A 14,825-nucleotide genomic window follows, 5' to 3' on the forward strand; every position below is an offset into this window, starting at 1 on the left:
CGTGGTCACTTGAGATGAAGAGAGAGCAGGCGGTTCCTGCTCGCGTCCGACGCCGGCGTGCCGACCGCGCTGGGAGATGAGCCCGTGCGTGGCTGAAGAGGCAGGTGCAGATGCGGACGATGCTTGTGCGTGGGCCGAGCGACTGGGTTGGGCGCTCGGGCTTGTAGCGGAGGATCCGGCTGCGAGAAGTGCAGCGCTCGTCCATCTGGCGGAGGCCCAGAGGAAGGTCGCGGACGCGCTTGCCCAGCCCGACGCGATGTGGCTGCTGACGCGGCCCCTGGGAGCAGGCGAGCAGTACCGCGAGCCGGCCTTTCTGCAAGCCCAGAGGCGTTTCGCTGCCTGATGGAGTGTGGGGTGGTCCTGTGGACGGGGGTCTGGCGCGACGCCCGCCGACTGCGCCGAAGCCCTGGATCTTGACCCGGCGGGGAATCGTGCGCCGGACGTCGACGGACAGGGTGGGGGTGCGCAAATGGCTGGCCGTTTCTCCACCTTGAGACAGGACAGCGCGGAGCAGGTAATGCGCCCGGTTCCTCTTTTCGAAAGGTCGATAAAAGTCTCGGATGTTCCGGGATGGCGCACCCTACATGCATTCTTGCTGGGAGATCGGATCGCTCTCGGGGTTTCCGATGAGACTTCCTTTCTCAGTGCCTATCTCGATTCCTGTCTCAGTACCCATTAGGCGGGAAGCCCCCGGAGTCGTCCTTGTCGCAGGTCAGACGGCTTTTAATCCCTGCTGACGTCCTGCGCAACTAAGTACCCAGAGGGGTCCCTGAGGAGACGAGCGGTGGGGTGGGCGGGTGCGCCGCCGGTAGGAGACATTTTCCGCATGGAATTAACTATTCTCGATTCCATCGCCCATTATCCCTCCAATTCGACTCCTGATTCATTTTTCTCGCGTGATCGATTCACTCCCGTTTCGGGTCGGTATTTTCATCATTCGGGGTGTTCTGAATTTCTCTGGTCAAAATGCGGTGACTGTCAAATTCGGGTTGCATTGTGCCGGAATGGCGGGACAATTGAATTACTGGCGCAATTCAGAGTGATGGGCGCCCCGGATGATCGGATGCGGTCATGGAAAATCAGACCACAGGAACCGAAAATACAGTGATCCGGAAGAGTGATCCGGTCACGGCGGAAGACCTCAAACACGTGACAGAAGAAGACTTCGCCGAATTACGGACCATCGCGCGTCGCTACTGCCGTGCGGTCGACGCGACCCGTTCCCGCAAGCGCATGGACGGGAGCGCGACCGTCGCGCGGAGCGCTCGCGCCCTGTACGGCACCGACGACGTGAGCGACGACGTGACGCAGGACGCGGTTTTGATCTTCGCGAAACGGCTCCGTGAGATCGTGGAGAAGTGCGAGGTGGCGGCGGTTTGGGTGGCCACCCGTGAGCCGTCCGCTTGGCAGTACGTGCGCCGGGACGGCGAAACGATCATCGTGACGCGGAAGAAGATCCAGTACTGGGCGGTCCGGGATGCCGCCGCCGGGAACGGGTACCGGCTGAACGTCAAGCCCGGGGAAAACGGCGGAACTCCGGGAAAGCAGATCACGCGAGCCGACAGGCTTCCTGTGCTCGCAGTCACCCCGTACCTGTCGGGAAACAGTGCGGAGATCTTTCGTCTGGCATGGGGTGACGGAAGCGATTTCCCGTTGCTGCGGTCGGCCCTGCGTCATGCGGCTGGCGCTGACGATCTTGGTCGTGCCGGTGTGCTGGGCAAGGTCGCCCGGGAAATGTACGGGGGTGCCCCGGAGTCGTCGTCCCTGCTGAAACGTGCACGGAAAGAAGGACTCAGGGAATTACGGTCCCTGTCCGCCGCCCTTGACGCAGTGCGGGATGAAATGGTCTACCGCAGCACGCGGCGCCAGAAGGAAGAGTGAGCGCGACAAGCATTCCGATGCCCCCGACCTCGAGCGGTCGGGGGCATCGGAATGAGGCGCAGAATATCTTCGAAAAGTCCAATATCGTCGGCATTCGAGGGTCCCGGACTCCCGTATTTAGGTGAGAGTTCATCGCGCTTTAGCAGCCCTTTCACCGGCTGAGTTCCACCTGAACGCGCGACGTGTACGCGCGCTGATCGGGGTGCTCATGCCGGAGTCCCCATGTCCTGACCCATTGGAGACGGATCATGGAAGCAAAAAGCGCGATCAAGCTGATCTCTGACGTGATCTACAAGCCCGGTTGGGTGTTTGTCGCCAGTGATCACACGGGCCGTTTCGAGGATTCGATCACGGTCCGGATCGAGTACCCGGCGCGCAACAGCAACCGGGATCAAGCCCTGTCGGGCTACTCGGAGGAGATCAACACGTACGCGGAATTCCCGTTGGTCGTCAAGGACTGCACCGACGAGGACCTGTACGCGGAACTCCTCCGGATGATCACGTCGATCGAGGAGCACGAAGCGCGGGAGTTCCTGCGCGTGGAGCCGACCCAATGGGCGCCTTTCCACCCGCACCGGGTGGACGGGATGCGCCGCTGGGCGGCGCGTACGGGCCGGGACCTGAGCGCCGATCTTCAGTTCGGACTGGCGTGATGTCCCCCCCCCCGGACGTGGCACCTGATCGGCTGGTGCTCGCTGTTCTTCTGGCTCGGACAGATCGTCGGGTGCTCTGCATACCGGTGAGCGCGTCTGCCGCGTGGCATGGGTGCGGCGTCCCCCCGCGAGGGGATGCCGCCGCCCGTCCGCAACAGGCACATGATCGAGGAGAAGGTCATGCAGCTCATCCACGAAGCGACTGCCACGGTCATCGAACCGGGCGCCACGATTCATCTGGCGTCCGGCCCGAGCGAGGGGCAGGCGTGGCGGTTCGAGAAGCTCAGCGAGCATCCGACGGACGGTCACCGCGTGCACGCGAGCCGCTCGCACCCCCGGATCGGCCGCGTCCACCGGGAGTTCCACCCCCGCCTGTTCGGCTGCTCGGTCAAGACCGGCCTCCCCTGGTACGCCGACCGGGCGCGCCTCCTGCACGTCGTGCAGCACACGGGGGCGACGTGCGTGAGCGCGTTCACGGCGGCGGTCATCGCGTGGATGGTCCACGAGTACGGCAACGCCGAATGGGGGCCGGTCCTGACTCTGCTGGGCGTGCACGCCGGGGAGTGACTGTCAGGCCATGAGGGGCGCGCGTCCATGCCGGGACGCGCGCCCCTCATGGCCGTGCAGTCCCGCACGGCCCCCGCCATGCCGGGCGGGAACCCTGTGAAGAGGGGAGCGGACATGTCCGTTCCGACGACGACCGCACTGGCCCACCTGTACGACGACCTGTTCCTGAACGGCGGATTCACGATCATGACCCGCCCGGACGGCAGCACGTACGTACCCACCCGGGGCTACGCGGTCAGCACCACCCCGGCGCCGCACACCCTCCCGGCGACCGCGCCGTACGACGCGTTCGCCGACCTCGTCCGGGACATCACCGGCGCGCACGGCAACGTGAACGGCCTGGGCGGCTGGCTGCACGACGGCGTGATCTACATCGACCCGGTCGAGATCATCCCCGACCGCCGCGCAGCGACCGCCGCCGGGTTACGACGCCGCCAATTGGCGATCCTCGACCTGACGACCGGCACGGAGATCACCCTGTAGAAGCGGAGCGGGCGCCAATTGGCGGCGCCTGCCCGCACGGGGGCCGACGACGGCCCCACTTCGCATGAGGGCCCTGGTAAGCGCCACGGGGATGCCGCCCCGCCGCGCCCCTGTCTGCCGGGCGCACAGCGCCTTGAGGGCCCTCACCGTCCCGTTTCTTCGGAGAGGAACCGGACCATGCCCAAGTTTGCCACGCAATCGTGGGCGGTGCGACGGGCGTTGGCGGCCCGTCAGCCGTTCACCACCCACGGCGCCTTGAGCGCCACGGACCGGCAGTCGTACTGCGTCGGCCGGTTACCGCAGCGGTGGGCCGACCTGTACCGGTCGGACGCCGACGCCGGACGCATCGTCTACCAGGTGTACAGCTACAGCACCCCGATCGCATGGGTGCTGGACGACGGCACGGTCACCATGCCGCAGGTGCGCTACTCGATCACCACCAGTCGTCATCAAGGACTGCTGTACGCACTGGGCGTGGAGCCCGACGGGTTCCCGCAGGGCGAACACGGCGTCCTGCCGTTCCCTCCCACACAGGCTCCCGGAAGCTGGGACTGGCCCAGGGCCGACGCGGCCCGGCCCGGCCCCTTCGTCCGGCGGGACTTCGCACCGGTGCGCATGGAGTACAGCGAGAGCTACAGCGTCCGCCAGGGCTGGGCGACGTCGTACGACATCGGCCCCGCATCGGGCGTCGAGCAGGCGGCCTGACCATGGCGTACACGATCGAGATCACCCGCCACGTGGTCAGCTACCGCACCCCGCAGACCGTCACCACCGACGGGGAACCGTGCGGCGGGGAGTGGCTGGACGGCGACTTCCGCGAGATCGAGCGGCCGTCCATCAGCCGCGTCGAGTACGACGAGTTCCACGCGCAGACGTGGGACGACGACGTGATCGCCTGGGCCGCCGACACGATCAGCCCGACCGGGGCGACCGAACCGTCGTTCGCTCCGGTCGGTACGGACGCCCCCGAACACGCCTGGTTGTCCGGCCGGTACGACGACCCCTACGAGGGCGACAGCCGGGTCACCGAAACCACGGTCCGCCTGACCGGCGACTGGTCCCCGCGACAGCGCGCGGACGTCTTCCACGCGCTCGACCGGAGCTGAAACAACCTCCTTTCACTCCTGCGGCGGATGCGTCCGCCGTTCCCGACGCCCGTACCCCCTCAACTCCCCACCTCGGAGGGGGTACGGGTCCGCCGGGGGTGCCACCGTCACCTGGAGCGATGCTCGGGTGGTGGCACCCCCGGTCTGCCCTGCACGGGGCTCGCCAGCGGACGACCACTGGACACGCCTGGCACCACCGGCCGGATACCCAACCCCGCGCACCCTCCCGGTCGACGTCCGACGGGGAGGTGCGGGGCCTGCCGGGGGCACTGCTCGGTCCGACAGCGGTGTCCCCGGCCCTTCCCACGACCTGACGGAGAGGGACGACACCATGAGCACGGAGAAGTTGATCGAGATCACGGCCGTCTTGAAGATGGTCGAAGAGCTGGCGTACGAGTTCGAGGCCGTCGTGAAGGTGCCCGTGTCGGTGGCCGACGACCCGGAGGCCCTGACGGAATACCTCGTCGGACACGAAGAGCTGTGGAGCGGCCAAGTCCAGGAGGCGGACCGTGGAGTCAAGGACGTGAGCGAGAGCCCGCTGTCCAAGGGGAAGTGGCTCAAGGTCCTTCAGTCCGACACGCCGTGAAGATCTGGTCCGGTCCGTCGTGCCCGCTCCCGCCGGGGAACGGGCGCGGCCCCGCAGCCCCGGGGTGAGCGGACATGATCATGAGTGAGGCGTCCGACATCAGGATCGGCGCCGCGTCCGTCACGTCGACGACCCCTCCCGGGCCGGGGCGACCGTCCGGTCGTTCTACGCCTACCTCCTCGTGACGGTCGAGTGGGAGGCCACCGGGCGGGAGTCCACCGAGAACAGGGCTTACCTCACCCCGGTCTTCACCAACATCACGGTGCGCGAGATCACCGACAACAGGGGACGTGCCCTGCGCGTCACCGCGTACGTCGAGGACGATCGCCGGGGCGAACGCGTCGTGATCGAGAAGCGGCGTACACCTTGCGGGCCCGGGCATCCGGCGGGAACGGTCACCTACCGCCGGATCACCGGCCCGGACCCGTCCGTCGAAGAGCTGGAACCCGAACGCGTCGTGTTCGAGGACGAGTTGTACCCGGACGTCGCGGCCCTGCTCTGACGGAACATGAACGGCCCCTGTACCGGCCTCCGGAGATCTCCGGAGGCCGTCGCCTTTTCCTGCCCGGCCGGTCTCCAGCGGCCGGATCCCGGCGGCCTGCCGGAAGGAGGCACACCATGATCGACATCGACGTGTCCGACGAGACGCGCGAACGGTACGTCCGCAACATCATCACCACGTGGTGTGCCGCCACCCCGGAACAGATGAGGCGCGGGCGTACGTGGTACCGCACCGCCCACGACCTCGCATCCCAGATCACCCACGGCCGGCCGCGCGCCGGAGCGGGCGTGATCGCGGCCCTGTCGGCGAACAAGTCCTGGTCGCAGAACCGGCGCCTCGCGTACCGGGCGTACGAAACGGGTGTGGCCACCGGTCATACCCAGGACGTGTTGGCCAAGGTGACCCGGATCATGGCGGGCGCGGACCCCGAGGAGGTTCTCCCGCTGTCCCGGAAGACCGGGATGTTCTTCCGGTGCATCGCCGACCCGTGCGACCCCGACGCGGTCGTGATCGACCGCCACGCCCACGACGTCGCCGTCGGCGAACTCTATGGCAGACGCGACCGGGGCCTGGGCGCCGTCCGCCGGTACGCGATGCTGGCCCACTGCTACCGCGAAGCGGCCCTGAGGCTGGGCGAGTTGCCCAGCACCGTGCAGGCCGTCACATGGGTCGTGCACACCGAACGCATCTCGGGCACCGGAACCCGGCCGCCCCGCGATGCCGCAGATTCGTCGGAAAAATCGACGGGGCGCGGCAATCGAGCCCTTTCCGGTGCCGTATTGGAGTGAGGCAAACAAAGCACCCTGAAGGTGGCCGGGGTCATCCGTCGATATGACGGTGCGGGCGGGCACATCAGGTCGTGCCCGTTTTGCTCAACCCTGTTGGAATCCGAAATGACCCTTCACGTAGTTCAGTTCTCGGGCGGGATCGGCAGCTGGGCCGCCGCTCAGCGCATTGCCGTGGAACACGGAACACGCGATCTCGTCCTGCTGTTCGCGGACACCCTTGTCGAGGACGAGGATTTGTACCGGTTCCTGGAAGACGCCGCGCGGAAGCTCGGCGTACCGGTCACCCGTGTCGCCGACGGCCACACCCCCTTTGAGGTCTTCCGCCAGCGCCGTTTCCTTGGCAACAGCCGCCCCGTGCCCTGCTCGGAAGTTCCCAAGCAGCGCTCTTGTCGGGCCTGGCTGGAGGCTCACGCCGATCCGGCGGACACGGTGCTGCACATCGGCATCGACTGGTCCGAGGAACGCCGCGCGCCGGCGATCGTGCAGGGCTCGGCGCCGTGGACGGTGTCCTTCCCGATGTGCGGCCCGCCGTATCTGACGAAGGACCAGATGCTGGACATCGCCCGGACAGCGGGCCTTGAACCGCCCCGGTTGTACGCGCTGGGATTCGCGCACAACAACTGCGGATCCGTGTGCGTACGCCGACGCCGAACGCCAGGAATCCCGAGCCGCTTGAAAAAAGAAAGGAAACATCACGGAGGAATCATGAACAGCGAACGGAGCAAAGTCATGTCGTGGACGGTGATTCACCAGAAACGAGCGGAAACCCGCTCCGGCGAATTCGAGGGAATCTTCCTCGGCGTCGACGGAAGCCGCTGGATCGCCGGCCGCATGTACACGGGCGCGTCCCTGTCCGACGGCTTCGACGGGACCGGAGAGTGGTGGTACTCCCATTACTTCGGTGTCTCCGACGATGTCGGCTTCGCCCGCACGGTGCGTGAGGCCGTCGCCGGATATCTGGAGATGGCGCGCGCGGCCCTGCTGTGGGACGTCGTCCTCGAACAGAACGCGACCGACGCCGTCGACCGCTACCTGGCCGAGCTGATCCCGCTGGACGGGGTCGCCGACATGGCGGCGGGCTGGCGGCGGACCGACGGCGGTACGTCCGTGAACGCGCTCGGCGGCACTACCTCTCTCCTGCCCGCCGTCGTGGCGAAGCGGCAGCTGCTGGGCTTCCTGCGCCGCACCGAGCCCGAGTCCGAGTCCGCCCCGTCCCCGGACGGTCAGGGACCCGGCCTCGACGAGGCGTACGAGCGCGCGATCGGCGCGGACGGGCCGCTGGTCTTCGAGGCGGGCCGCAACACCTACTGGCTCACCCACGACGGCCACTACAGCGCCCGGCACCGCTTCCCCCGCAACCCCCACCCGGACAGGAGAGGAAACGATTCATGACCGACAACACGAACGATGCCGAGTGCTGGGAGAGCGACTGCCCGGCCACCCCCACGCACGCCGTGCGGACCGACCGCCTGTGGTCGGTCGTGGAGGTCTGTGACGCCCACATCGGGTGGGCGGTCAAGTTCTTCATGAAGGTCCACGGCTGCCCGGTCGTGCCGTTGGCCGTCGCGCCGATCGCCTTCGGCGCGGAGGCCGGTATCTCCGTGCCTGTGATCAAGGCCGGTCTCCTCGACGAGGCGGCCCGCCGCATCCAGGACGAGGCCGGCGTCGAAGAACCGGGCAAGTCCCGTGTCGTCGAGGTGCTGCGGGACATGCGCAGAGAGCCCAGGCCATGACCGACGAGGACTTCTGGCTCGGCCACCTGCACGGATACGGATACGACGACTCGACCGGCGACGTCTGGCTCGACTCGATGATCGACGAGCCCGGACCCCACTTCCGGTGGACCGTGTTCGTCCGCCTGTCGCGAGAGGCCCAAGTGGATCTCGCCGTCTTCCTCTTCACCCAGCTGCTCAGCGAACCCGACATGAAGGAGCCGGACGATGATGCATGACGTCAACACCGCTTTCACCCAGGAGAAGACGGACCAGATCGAGGAGACGCGGGCGCAGGCCCGCGCGTTCCAGGAGCGGATCGACCAGGGCGAGGTCGAGGACCTCGGCGACGGCCGCTACCGGGTCGTCACCGGCTGGGACGCGGGCGAGGTGTTCACCGTACGGCGCGGTGTGCGCGGCGAGGTCGAGGAGATCCTCGCCGGGCACGGCCTGGACACCACCACCGGCGCCGCCGCCCTCTACACCACGACCCCGGCCTGGCACGGCCTGGGCACCGTGATCCCGGGCGGGACCACGGACGTCGACGCGGTGCTGAAGCTCGCCCGCATCGACTGGGACGTCACCAAGCGACCCGCCCTGTTCGAGTGGGACGACGGCATTCACACAGCCGCGGGCCGGCACGTCACGGTCCGCTCGGACACCGGCAGCGCCCTGGGTACGGTGGGCGACCGCTACGAGGTCTTCCAGAACGGGCGCATCTTCCGCTTCCTCCAGGACCTGGTGGAGCGGCATGACGCGGTCTGGGAGTCGGCCGGTGCCTTGCGCGGCGGACGCAAGGTGTTCGTGACCATGCGGATGCCCCACTCGATCGTGATCGACCGGGGCGGCCTCGACGACGAGATCGTCCTCTACCTCGCCGCGATCAACTCCCACGACGGCCGGTCGGCGGCCGAGTCGGTCGTCACCCCGTGGCGCATCGCCTGCGGCAACACCGAACGCTTCGCCAGCCGCGACGCCGTCCACCGCTGGGGCATCCGCCACACCAAAAGCGGCCTAACCACCCTGGACGAAGCCCGCCGCACCCTCGGCCTGACCCTCGACTACGCCAAGGCGTTCGAGGCCGAGGAGAACCAACTCGTGCGCACCGACCTGCTCATCGACGAGTTCCACGACCTGATCGACAACCTCTGGACCGTCGACGAGGACGCCACCGACGCCGCGCAAGCATCAGCCCGCGACCGCCACGACCACCTCGACGGCATGTTCCGCGACCGCGCCCGCCACCTCGGCCGCACCGCGTACGCGGCCGAACGGACCCTCACCGACTACCTCGACCACGACCTGCGCATCGTCCCCCACGACCTCGGCGACGAACTCGCCCGCGCACAACGGGCGTTGGAAGGCGGCACCGACGACCTGAAGACCCGGGCCCACCGCGAACTCCTGCTGCGCACACGGTGAAACGCGGTGCCGCTTGTACCAACTCGCCCGAGCGGCCCGCCGGTTGACGGGCCGCTCCTTCATCCCCCGGCACGTCCACCCCGCAGAAGCCGAAGCACTCTTGGGAGAACCCGCAGACCCCCCAGGCCCAGGCCACCGTACCCGTCACCTACCACGTCGACCTCTCCCTGGGCGGCTCCACCTGGCACCGCACCGCCGAACCCGACACCGCCCGAACTCCACGTGGCCATACAGGACCCGGGCTGAGACGACCCCGGCACCGCCCTGGAACTAGCGCAACGCGTCCTCAGGACCGCCGGACTGCACTGACCGACACCCCTTTTCTCGACAAGGAGTTCCCCCATGCCGACCTACACCTTCGTCCTCGACCAGCCCGCACACCAGGACCTCGACGGCCCCCGCTACGTGGTCGCTGCGGGCCGCACCCGCGACGACGCCGAGATGCGAGCCCGTGACTATCTCCGCGAGACAACCGGGACCCCGCACGGCTTCCGCCGCACCCTCGTGTTCGACGGCGCACCGCTCACCCCGCCCGACACCGGCGGCGGTACCTGGTACGACGCCCGCACGCGGCCGGTCTCCTGACTGCCCACAGCCATGGGATTGGCATGGTCATGAAATGTGTTGAGTGTGGGAGCGCGGACCTTGTCGTCTGCGCGACCCTGTACCTGAATATCGGTACCGATGCCGACGGCAACCGCACGGTCGGCGTCGAGAACGTCCCCCGCGACGAGATCGACCTCGCCTATCGCGCGTGCGGCAACCCGGTCATCGACGACGAGCACGCGACGTACGTTGAAACGGCCCGCCGCCTGATCACGGGCCTGCTCCGCAACGGGCAGGCCCGGCCCACGCCGGGAACGGACGCCGGTCCCTGTGCGAACTGCGGATAACCGCTGATCCGGGACCGCTCCGGCTCCCGCGTCCACGACGAGTGGGGCGAGTACCTCTGCCCCGCCACCCACGGATCCACCGGCCCAGCCGGGACACCGCATAGCGGCCCGCCCCTCAGACGCCGGCGGCGGCTTTCTGCATTCCCCGCCGCCGGCCCCGCCCCCTTTCCCGCTTCAGGGGGCGGAACAGCCCTCTCCCGGACCTCGTCCACCCGGGAGAGGGCCCCCGACACCCACCCACCCGACTTCCCGAGTGATGCACCATGACCGACAACAACTACCCCGACGCCTACCTCCGCCGCGTCAAGGAGATCATCGACCGGCACGGCCGCGCCGTGCAGTACGTCCACGGCGACCCCCGACTCGGCGTCCACCCCTTCGCCTACACGATCGGCCTGCACACCCGCCCCGGCTGCGACTACGAACTCGCCGTCACGGGCCTGGACGGCGAGTCCTCCGCCCTCTTGCTCGACACCCTCGCCGACGTGCTCGCCACCCGACACCTCACCCCCGCCGACGGCCTGGAGATCGGCGGCATCCTCCCCGGCACACTCACCCTCCGGCTGCGCCCGGTCGAGCACCCGGAGGACCTCGGCATCATCCACGCCCTCTACGGCACCACCCCGCCGGTCTGGCAGGCCGTCTGGCCCGACGAAATCGTCACCCCCCAACCACGGCGGTCCCAGCCGCTGCTATGACCCGCGACCGTCTCTTCGCCAAGGAGGAAGAGACCCATGCACCTGTTCACCCTGAACGAGGAGAAAGCATCCGACTGGCTGACCGACCTCGTAGTCTCCTGGGAGATCGCCCTGGCCTTCGACGAGGACTGGGACGAAACCCTCCCCGCGATCGACCCGGACTGGAACCCCCTCGAACCGGGCGAGGCGGACACGGTCTACCACCTGGTCCGCGCGGCCCAGCACAGCGGCATGATCACCAGCCCGCAGGACGCCCTCATCACCTTCGAGGCCATCGGCGACAGCCACGGCGGAGTCTTCCACTGGTTCCTGGACCTCCGCGAACCCACCCCGCTACGCCTGGCCACCCTCGCCGAAGCGATGGACCAACTCGGAGACTCCGAGACGTACGGCGTCGACGCGGCGATGGCGGTCCTGCGGGACGCCGTCGAGGCGGCTAACCTCCTGGCACAGCAACTGTCGGACCACATCACGGCCACCAAACCGCCGGATCACGGCAGTTGACCTCCGCGCCGGACGACACCGGGCGTCGCGGCACGGCTACGCCGGGAAGGCTGGAGGCCACAGCGGTGCAGATCGACCTGAGCGCCGACGAGACCCCTACCGGCGTCGGCAACCGCCAGCGCACGGAGATCAGCCGCAACCTCCAGTACCTCGCCCACCTCGGCACCAAGACCTCCGTACAGGTCATGGACACCTTCTACGCCTTCAAGAAATGGGACGCGGAGGGACCGACCGGCAGACGGGGACCCCGATGAACGGGCCCACCGCGGACCTCCTGCGTGATGCGACCCGCCGGCTGGAACGCGCGATCCTCGAACGCGACTGCCCGGCGATCGCAGCCCTCCAGGGCGACCGGAAACTCCTGCTCTCCGACTACGACTACCTCAGGGACCAGGAGACGGCCCGCGCCTTCGAGGACCGCGCGGCGGCCAAGGCCCGGGAGATCAACGCGGTCCGCGTCGCCCTCGGCGTCCGCCAGGTGTGGCTCTTCGCCACGGACCCCATCTACAGCCGGGCCGTCGCCAAGCTCCCCTGCGCGAGGGCGAGCAGGAACTCATTGCCTGGACCGTCTTCGACATCCACGACGGAGTGGACTACGGCTACCTCCCGTACACCCGCCGCCCGAGCGGTGCCCCCGTCTTCGACACCGACCACTCCGTGATCAACGTCCCGACCCAGCCGTATGACAACTACCCTGGCCTGCACCTGCTGCGGAACCTGATGCGGGAAGGGTGAATCGGGAAAGAGCTTCAGGCGTGAGCCGTTGTCGTACCGATCTCGGTGAGCATCGGCATGATTGCGGCGACTCGGCCGGGTGATCTTGTGGTGTCCCCGTGCATGAAGGGAGGGCCTCCGCGGGTGCGGAGGCCCGGCCGACGGCGGGAGGGTGCGAGAAGCGGTCCCGCTTTGCAGCGGTGGGCTACAGGTTGTAGGTGTGCTCGTTGCCCAGGCAGGTCGTGCCGGCGCTGCCCCCGCAGTCTTCGACCTGGTCCAGCCACTGGGTGCCGATCGCGGTGTTGTACCAGATGTGCTTGTCTCCGCCGTCGACGCCCTGGACAGTGATCTTGTCGACGCACAGGCCGTTGCTGCCGTCCTTGGACAGGACGATCTGGCTCGGGGTATCGAAATCCGCCGGGACCGAGACCTTGTAGGTGTCGTTGTCGTTGCGTTCGAAGTCGTCGTAGCCCGACTTGTCGAACAGGACCCAGGACGACTCCGTGCCCTTGCCGTCGCGCAGGCGACCCCACACGTTGTCGTCGGTGCCGGCGCGGTAGGCGTCGCAGACGTGGATGGTGACGTTGTAAGCGGTAGGCGCGCTCGCCCGGTGCTGGGCCGGGTGGGCCTGCGCGGTGCTCGCGCCCACGGCCAGGGCGGCGCAGGCGAGCAGGACGGGGGTACGCAGACGACGGTGCACGGAACGCTCCCGAAGAGGTGAGGCGACAGCAGAGGGTTCCATGCTCGCGTCGATGGGCGTGCAGACCGGGCTGTGCCGGGTCCGGCACGGGCTTTTCACCTCGATGGGCGAAGAGGAACTGCTGCCGGGCCACGGTCCTTTGGCTTTGTTCACGGGTTGCGGAACGGGGCACAGTGGGGTGCTTCGCGCCGGAGCGGACCACAGGGACGTTGGCCTCGGAGGCGGGTGGCGAGCTGTTCCGCCGAGATCCCCGCGTCGGTATGCCACCTCGGCACGACCGATCCCGCGAGCAGCGCCTCGTCCACCACGGGCGACACCTCCTGCGGACTGGCAGGCGCGCCGCGACTCCTCGCCCGAGGCAGACAGCGTCTCGGCGAGTCCCCCGGGCGATCATCCGGCGTTCCAACACCGCCTCCGCGTCAGCGAGTACCCAGTGGATCAAGGCGAGTCGAGAGCCGATGGTGCTGGGTTCTGTCGGCCCTTGTTCGGTTGAGGAAGGGATAACGGCGGCATTCCCGGGCTGGGGGCCGTTGTCGATCACGCCGAGAATCTGGCCGCGCGTTCACCCCTGCCGCTGTCGACCGGCGACGGTTGCGCTTGGAGAAGTGAGGGCGTGATCGCCTGCTGACGCGGGCTGTTAGGTGACGCCGGCAGGTCTGGTTGCCCCGGCGTAGTCGTCCCCCGCGTACCGGTAGGGCTCGATACGGATCGGGACACGGGGGCGGGGTGCGTCGATCATCTGTCCGCCGCCGATGTAGAGGCCGACGTGGTGGATGCCGCCGTGCGGGTTGCCGTAGAAGACGAGGTCTCCGGGGCGGAGTTGGGCGTCGGCGGGGATGCGGGGGCCGTGGTCGTACTGGGTCTGGGCGGTGCGGGGCAGAGGGATGCCGGCGGCGGCGTAGGCGGCTGTGGTCAGGCCGGAGCAGTCGAAGCCGGTGTCGCCTGCTGCGGGGCCGTTGCCGCCCCATTCGTAGGGGAGGCCGAGTTGGCCCTGGGCGTAGTTGATGGCTTCCAGGGCGGCGGTGGTCGGGGTGGTGTCGGTGCCGAACTCGGCGCCCCCGGTGTAGGTGTCGGCCTGGGCGAGGACTTGCGCGACGTACGCGTCGGAGTGGTTGTAGGCGTGGATGGCGGCGGGGGTGTCGCGGTTGTCGCGGGCGCCGGAGTCGCAGAGGTAGGCGGCGGCCGTGTGGATCGCGTCACGGGCGTCGTACGGCGAGGCAGGTGTGCCGTCATCCGGCACGGGGTGGCGGGCTACGACGGAGCGGAACGTGGCCGGTAGGAACTGCATGGGGCCTTGTGCTCCGGCGTAGTTGGCGCCGGTGTGGACGCCGGGGAGTTCGGAGCGGCCGTGGTCGGATTCGACTTTGCCGACGGCGGCGAGCGTCGTCCAGGACAGGCCGGGGCAGGTGGCGGATGCCTCCATGTAGAGGGCGAGGTAGTCGGGCGGGATGTCCGTGAGCGCGGACCGGCCGGGCTGGGTCGTGCTGCTGGTGACGGAGGAGAGGAGGCCGCCCGCGCCGGCTCCGGCGAGGACGGCGACCATGATCAGCAGTCCGGCCGCCATCGCGGCCAGCTTTCCCATCGGTGGGTCACTTCCGGGCGTGGCGGGGTGTGGG

The 14,825-nt window shown here is 68.3% G+C and carries 23 protein-coding genes; 19 read left to right on the forward strand and 4 right to left on the reverse strand.

Annotation, left to right across the window (positions count from 1 at the left end; all coding sequences use genetic code 11):
- The first annotated feature begins 1,071 nt into the window (after positions 1-1,071).
- The 9 genes from AOK24_RS04455 to AOK24_RS50195 all read left to right on the forward strand — a co-directional run bounded on the left by AOK24_RS04455 (position 1,072) and on the right by AOK24_RS50195 (position 6,566).
- A complete protein-coding gene (locus AOK24_RS04455) occupies positions 1,072-1,881 on the forward strand; it encodes a hypothetical protein (RefSeq protein WP_063799394.1) in 810 nt (269 codons plus the stop codon).
- A 248-nt stretch (positions 1,882-2,129) separates the two neighbouring features.
- Positions 2,130-2,534 carry a hypothetical protein gene (locus tag AOK24_RS04460; RefSeq protein ID WP_055718746.1) on the forward strand — a complete coding sequence of 135 codons (405 nt, stop codon included), beginning with the start codon at positions 2,130-2,132 and terminating at the stop codon, positions 2,532-2,534.
- 108 nt (positions 2,535-2,642) lie between these two features.
- The gene (locus tag AOK24_RS04465) at positions 2,643-3,101 is read left to right on the forward strand and encodes a hypothetical protein (protein ID WP_159051793.1); all 459 of its coding nucleotides are present in this window, start codon (positions 2,643-2,645) and stop codon (positions 3,099-3,101) included.
- 114 nt (positions 3,102-3,215) lie between these two features.
- A complete protein-coding gene (locus AOK24_RS04470) occupies positions 3,216-3,584 on the forward strand; it encodes a hypothetical protein (protein WP_133258183.1) in 369 nt (122 codons plus the stop codon).
- Between the two features lie 177 nt (positions 3,585-3,761).
- Positions 3,762-4,289 (forward strand): DUF8033 domain-containing protein, encoded by a 528-nt coding sequence (locus AOK24_RS04475; protein WP_133258184.1) that lies wholly within the window; start codon positions 3,762-3,764, stop codon positions 4,287-4,289.
- A gap of 2 nt (positions 4,290-4,291) precedes the next feature.
- Positions 4,292-4,690 (forward strand): hypothetical protein, encoded by a 399-nt coding sequence (locus tag AOK24_RS04480; RefSeq protein ID WP_055718750.1) that lies wholly within the window; start codon positions 4,292-4,294, stop codon positions 4,688-4,690.
- Positions 4,691-5,021: 331 nt separating this feature from the next.
- Positions 5,022-5,276: a hypothetical protein gene (locus AOK24_RS04485; RefSeq protein WP_055718751.1), complete on the forward strand. Its 255-nt coding sequence runs from the start codon at positions 5,022-5,024 to the stop codon at positions 5,274-5,276.
- 181 nt (positions 5,277-5,457) lie between these two features.
- Positions 5,458-5,778, forward strand: a complete 321-nt coding sequence (locus AOK24_RS04490) for a hypothetical protein (RefSeq protein WP_055718752.1) — start codon at positions 5,458-5,460, stop codon at positions 5,776-5,778.
- 116 nt (positions 5,779-5,894) lie between these two features.
- Entirely contained in the window at positions 5,895-6,566 is a 672-nt protein-coding gene (locus tag AOK24_RS50195) for a DUF7178 family protein (RefSeq protein WP_240553664.1), read from the forward strand.
- Positions 6,567-6,650: 84 nt separating this feature from the next.
- On the opposite strand, the gene AOK24_RS04500 is transcribed toward AOK24_RS50195, so the two are convergent.
- Together AOK24_RS04500 and AOK24_RS48340 are read right to left on the reverse strand one after the other, a co-directional pair.
- The gene (locus tag AOK24_RS04500; RefSeq protein WP_055718753.1) at positions 6,651-6,869 is read right to left on the reverse strand and encodes a hypothetical protein; all 219 of its coding nucleotides are present in this window, start codon (positions 6,867-6,869) and stop codon (positions 6,651-6,653) included.
- A 104-nt stretch (positions 6,870-6,973) separates the two neighbouring features.
- Positions 6,974-7,126 carry a hypothetical protein gene (locus AOK24_RS48340; protein ID WP_159051794.1) on the reverse strand — a complete coding sequence of 51 codons (153 nt, stop codon included), beginning with the start codon at positions 7,124-7,126 and terminating at the stop codon, positions 6,974-6,976.
- A gap of 145 nt (positions 7,127-7,271) precedes the next feature.
- On the opposite strand from AOK24_RS48340, the gene AOK24_RS04505 reads away from it, so the two are divergent.
- From AOK24_RS04505 to AOK24_RS04550, 10 genes are all read left to right on the forward strand, one after another.
- A complete protein-coding gene (locus AOK24_RS04505) occupies positions 7,272-7,958 on the forward strand; it encodes a hypothetical protein (protein WP_055718754.1) in 687 nt (228 codons plus the stop codon).
- Positions 7,955-8,299 carry a hypothetical protein gene (locus tag AOK24_RS04510; protein ID WP_055718755.1) on the forward strand — a complete coding sequence of 115 codons (345 nt, stop codon included), beginning with the start codon at positions 7,955-7,957 and terminating at the stop codon, positions 8,297-8,299. The genes AOK24_RS04505 and AOK24_RS04510 overlap by 4 nt, the downstream gene beginning before the upstream one ends.
- Positions 8,296-8,517: a hypothetical protein gene (locus AOK24_RS04515; protein WP_055718756.1), complete on the forward strand. Its 222-nt coding sequence runs from the start codon at positions 8,296-8,298 to the stop codon at positions 8,515-8,517. Before AOK24_RS04510 ends, AOK24_RS04515 begins: the two co-directional genes overlap by 4 nt.
- On the forward strand, positions 8,507-9,700 hold the full coding sequence (locus AOK24_RS04520) for a DUF932 domain-containing protein (protein WP_055718757.1): 1,194 nt from the start codon (positions 8,507-8,509) through the stop codon (positions 9,698-9,700). The genes AOK24_RS04515 and AOK24_RS04520 overlap by 11 nt, the downstream gene beginning before the upstream one ends.
- Positions 9,701-10,042: 342 nt before the next feature.
- On the forward strand, positions 10,043-10,285 hold the full coding sequence (locus tag AOK24_RS04525) for a hypothetical protein (RefSeq protein ID WP_055718758.1): 243 nt from the start codon (positions 10,043-10,045) through the stop codon (positions 10,283-10,285).
- A gap of 29 nt (positions 10,286-10,314) precedes the next feature.
- On the forward strand, positions 10,315-10,593 hold the full coding sequence (locus AOK24_RS04530; protein ID WP_159051795.1) for a hypothetical protein: 279 nt from the start codon (positions 10,315-10,317) through the stop codon (positions 10,591-10,593).
- A 263-nt stretch (positions 10,594-10,856) separates the two neighbouring features.
- Positions 10,857-11,291, forward strand: a complete 435-nt coding sequence (locus AOK24_RS04535) for a DUF4262 domain-containing protein (RefSeq protein ID WP_055718760.1) — start codon at positions 10,857-10,859, stop codon at positions 11,289-11,291.
- A gap of 36 nt (positions 11,292-11,327) precedes the next feature.
- Positions 11,328-11,795, forward strand: coding sequence for a hypothetical protein (locus tag AOK24_RS04540; RefSeq protein WP_055718761.1), 468 nt, complete (start codon positions 11,328-11,330; stop codon positions 11,793-11,795).
- 65 nt (positions 11,796-11,860) lie between these two features.
- A complete protein-coding gene (locus tag AOK24_RS04545; RefSeq protein WP_055718762.1) occupies positions 11,861-12,049 on the forward strand; it encodes a hypothetical protein in 189 nt (62 codons plus the stop codon).
- Positions 12,046-12,456, forward strand: a complete 411-nt coding sequence (locus AOK24_RS04550) for a hypothetical protein (RefSeq protein WP_055718763.1) — start codon at positions 12,046-12,048, stop codon at positions 12,454-12,456. Before AOK24_RS04545 ends, AOK24_RS04550 begins: the two co-directional genes overlap by 4 nt.
- A gap of 258 nt (positions 12,457-12,714) precedes the next feature.
- Here the strand turns inward: AOK24_RS04550 and AOK24_RS04555 are convergent, their stop codons facing one another.
- Together AOK24_RS04555 and AOK24_RS04560 are read right to left on the reverse strand one after the other, a co-directional pair.
- On the reverse strand, positions 12,715-13,209 hold the full coding sequence (locus tag AOK24_RS04555) for a PLAT/LH2 domain-containing protein (protein WP_055718764.1): 495 nt from the start codon (positions 13,207-13,209) through the stop codon (positions 12,715-12,717).
- 637 nt (positions 13,210-13,846) lie between these two features.
- The coding region (locus AOK24_RS04560) for a C40 family peptidase (protein ID WP_206191146.1) at positions 13,847-14,825 on the reverse strand (979 nt) is incomplete at its 5' end.

The sequence above is a fragment of the Streptomyces niveiscabiei genome, from assembly GCF_001419795.1.
Taxonomy (GTDB): Bacteria; Actinomycetota; Actinomycetes; order Streptomycetales; family Streptomycetaceae; genus Streptomyces; species Streptomyces niveiscabiei.